A 3,270-nucleotide genomic window follows, 5' to 3' on the forward strand; every position below is an offset into this window, starting at 1 on the left:
CGCCGTCGGCGACGGCGCCTTCCGCGGCCGGGCCGAGGTTCTGCGCGGGCGCGGCCCCCTGGTCGCCCTCGTCGCGCTGGTGTTCCGGCTGCCGCCGGCCATGGCGGACGGACCGATCCGCGTCACCATGGAGCCCGACCCGGAGACCGGCGCGGAGCGCTGGACGCGGCATTTTCCCGGCCGCCGCTTCTCCAGCCGGATGCGGCTTGCCGGGCCGGATGGCAGCGGGCGGGTGCGCGAGCATTTCGGCCCGTTCGCGATGGATCTCGCGGTGAGCGCCCGCACGGACGGGCTCGACATGGCGGTGACGGGCTGGCGGCTCGGCCCGCTGCCGCTCCCGCGCGCCTTGCGCCCGACGACGCGGGCGGGCGAGCGGGTCGACGCGCAGGGTCGCTTCCGCTTCGACGTGGCCCTGTTCCTGCCGCTCGTCGGGCTGCTCGTGCATTACCGCGGCTGGCTGGTCCGCTGCGACGGGAGAGAGGAAGAGATCCCATGACCGACGATCTGACGGCCGCCCAGGTGATCGATGCCCTCGGGCTCCAACCCCATCCGGAGGGCGGGCATTACCGCGAGACGTTCCGCGATCCCCGCACGGTCGAGGGGCGCTCGGTGGGCACCGCGATCTACTACCTGCTCGGCGTCGGCGAGACCTCGGCCTGGCACCGGGTCGACGCGGCCGAGATCTGGCACTGGCATGCCGGCGCGCCGATGGTGATCACGGTGAGCCCCAACGGCCACGATGCCTCCGCCCACCATCTCGGGCCGGACCTCCTGCGCGGCCAGCGCCCGCAGATCGTGGTGCCGGCGGGCCATTGGCAGACGGCGACCAGCCTCGGCGCCTGGACGCTCGTCGGCTGCACCGTCTCGCCGGGCTTCGAGTTCGCCGGCTTCGAGATGGCGCCCGAGGATTGGCGCCCGACGCCGCGGCGCTGAACGCCGGGCCGGCGGGGCGCAGCCGTCGGGGGCATCATGCCGCAGTGCGGCCGGGGCGGGCCGGACGTTCCCGGATGAGAGCCCTGCCGCGTCTGGCCCGCCGCCCGGAGAGCGTGTTTGCACATCCCCTCGAAAACCCGCCGCCTGTTCCTCGCCGGAGGGGCCGTCGGCCTCGGCGCCGTGATCACCGCCGGCCGGGCCGCGGCGCAGGGCGGCGGGGGCGAGATCCCGACCTCACCCGTCGGGCGCCCGGAGCCGAAGCTCGAGGAGGAGCCGCCGTTGCCGCTCGATCGCCGCGTCGGCTGGGCGGTGGTCGGCCTCGGCGACTACGCGCAGGGCTACGTCCTGCCGGCGCTCGCCCGATCCCGTCGCTCCCGAGCAGTCGCCCTGGTCTCGGGCAACGCCGACAAGGCGAAGGCCGTGGCCGCGCGCTTCGGCGTCGGGGAGAACGCGCTCTACGGCTACGACACGATGGGGCGGCTCGCCGAGAACGACGCGGTCGGCGTCGTCTACATCGTCACCGCCAACGCCACCCATGCCGACCTCACGGTGAAGGCGTTCGAGGCGGGCAAGCACGTCTTCTGCGAGAAGCCGATGGCGAATTCGCCCGCCGAGTGCCAGCGGATGATCGATGCGGCCAAGGCTGCCGGCCGCAAGCTGATGATCGCCTACCGGGCGCATTGGGAACCGCACAACCTTCGCGCCAAGGAGATGCTCGACGCGGGCGAACTCGGAACAGTCTGGTTCGCCTCCTCCGACCACCACCGGCCCCTCGACTCCGCCCTCCCCCGCGACCGGTGGCGGATGCAGCGGTCGGTAGCCGGCGGCGGTTCGCTCGTCGATATCGGCATCTACAGCCTCAACGGGCTGCAATGGTTCCTCGGCGAGAGCCCCAGCGCCGTCGCGGCGACGATGCACGCGCCCCCCGACGACCCGCGCTTCGCGGAGATCGAGAACGTGTTCACCGCCGAACTCGCCTTCCCCTCGGGCCGGCGGGCGACGATCTCCTCGGGCTACACCGCGAGCAAGAAGCGGATCGACCTGTGGGGCGACCGGCTCGTCGCCACCCTCGATCCGGCCACCGCCTATCAGGGCAACCGCCTCGTCGTGGCGAACGCGACGAAGTCGGAGGAGGTGCTGACGAAGGAGACGAGCGCCGCCCAGTTCACCGGCGAGATCGACCATTTCTCGCAGGCGGTGAGCGAGGGCACCGCGGTGCGCACCCCCGGCGAGATGGGCCTGCGCGACGTGCGCCTGATCGAGGCGCTCTACCGCGCCGCCCGCGAGCGCCGCTGGCTCGACCTCAACCCGGACATGACCGTGCTAGAGGGCTGATTTCCGCGGAGCCGACCGATGCCGTTCCTCATCGCCGCCGTGGCCGTCCTCGCCGGCATCCTCAACACGGTGCAGTCGGGGGCCAACGCCTCGTTGAACAAGGCGCTCGACCAGCCGATCCTCGCGGCGCTGGTCGTCACCGCGGCCAACGTTGCGGTCTACCTCGCCGCCGCCCCCTTCGTCGGGATCGGCTGGCCGGGGAGCCAGCGGCTCGCGGGCGTGCCGTGGTGGGCCTGGCTCGGCGGCGCCATGGGCGCGGCCTACGTGCTCGCCACGATCTTCATCGTCGAGCGGCTGGGGGCCGCGGTGTTCACCGGCCTCACCGTGACGGCCGCCATCGTCACCTCGGTGGTGCTCGACCATTTCGGCTGGGTGGGGTTCGCCCAGAACAGCGCCGACCCGTGGCGCATCCTCGGCTGCGCGCTGATGATCGGCGGCCTCGTTCTCGTCTGCCTGCGCTGAGGCGGCCCGCCTCCATCGGCGACCAACCGGCCCGTCCGCGTCACGCCGAGATCGGCCAGAAGCCGGTCGTCGAGGCCCGCCAGCGCCTCCGTGAGTGCTCGGCTCCGTCCCTCGCGTGAAGCCGCCCGTCGGCGGTGCCATCGCCCGGCGAGACCGCCCATTCCCCGACGCAGGACATCTCCGAACCGCTCGATCATCGCTGCCTCCGTTGTTGCTGCGGCGAGGATGCGGCCGACGACGCCGTGAGTCGAACGAATTGATCTTACGAGAACGATGAGCGAAGCTCATCGCGCTTTCCTGCCGCCGGAGTCGGACCGTGAGCGCGCTCCATCCGTCGAACCTCGATCTCGATCTCGTCCGCACCTTCGTGACGATCTGCGAGGCCGGCACCTTCGCCCGCGCCGCCGAACGGGTCGGGCGGACACCCTCGGCGGTCAGCCTTCAGGTCAAGCGGCTGGAGGAGCGCCTGGGCCGGGCGCTGTTCCTGCGCCAGCCCCGCGCGGTGGTGCCGACCGCCGACGGCGAGGCGCTGCTCGGCCT

At 72.6% G+C, this 3,270-nt stretch carries 5 protein-coding genes; all 5 read left to right on the plus strand.

Features of this window, described 5'->3' with window-relative positions; translation table 11 throughout:
- A partial coding sequence (locus MFF42_RS07750; protein ID WP_238255222.1) for a DUF4166 domain-containing protein occupies positions 1-496 on the plus strand: 496 nt, incomplete at its 5' end.
- Complete coding sequence (locus MFF42_RS07755; RefSeq protein WP_238255223.1) at positions 493-933, plus strand: cupin domain-containing protein; 441 nt, start codon at positions 493-495, stop codon at positions 931-933. The genes MFF42_RS07750 and MFF42_RS07755, both read left to right, overlap by 4 nt.
- 117 nt (positions 934-1,050) lie before the next feature.
- Positions 1,051-2,268 (plus strand): Gfo/Idh/MocA family protein, encoded by a 1,218-nt coding sequence (locus MFF42_RS07760; protein ID WP_238255224.1) that lies wholly within the window; start codon positions 1,051-1,053, stop codon positions 2,266-2,268.
- Positions 2,269-2,286: 18 nt separating this feature from the next.
- Positions 2,287-2,730, plus strand: coding sequence for a DMT family transporter (locus MFF42_RS07765; RefSeq protein WP_238255225.1), 444 nt, complete (start codon positions 2,287-2,289; stop codon positions 2,728-2,730).
- A 316-nt stretch (positions 2,731-3,046) separates the two neighbouring features.
- Positions 3,047-3,270, plus strand: a 224-nt coding sequence (locus MFF42_RS07770; RefSeq protein ID WP_238255226.1) for a LysR family transcriptional regulator, incomplete at its 3' end; no start/stop codon positions are given.

The organism is Methylorubrum podarium (assembly GCF_022179745.1).
GTDB lineage: Bacteria > Pseudomonadota > Alphaproteobacteria > Rhizobiales > Beijerinckiaceae > Methylobacterium > Methylobacterium podarium.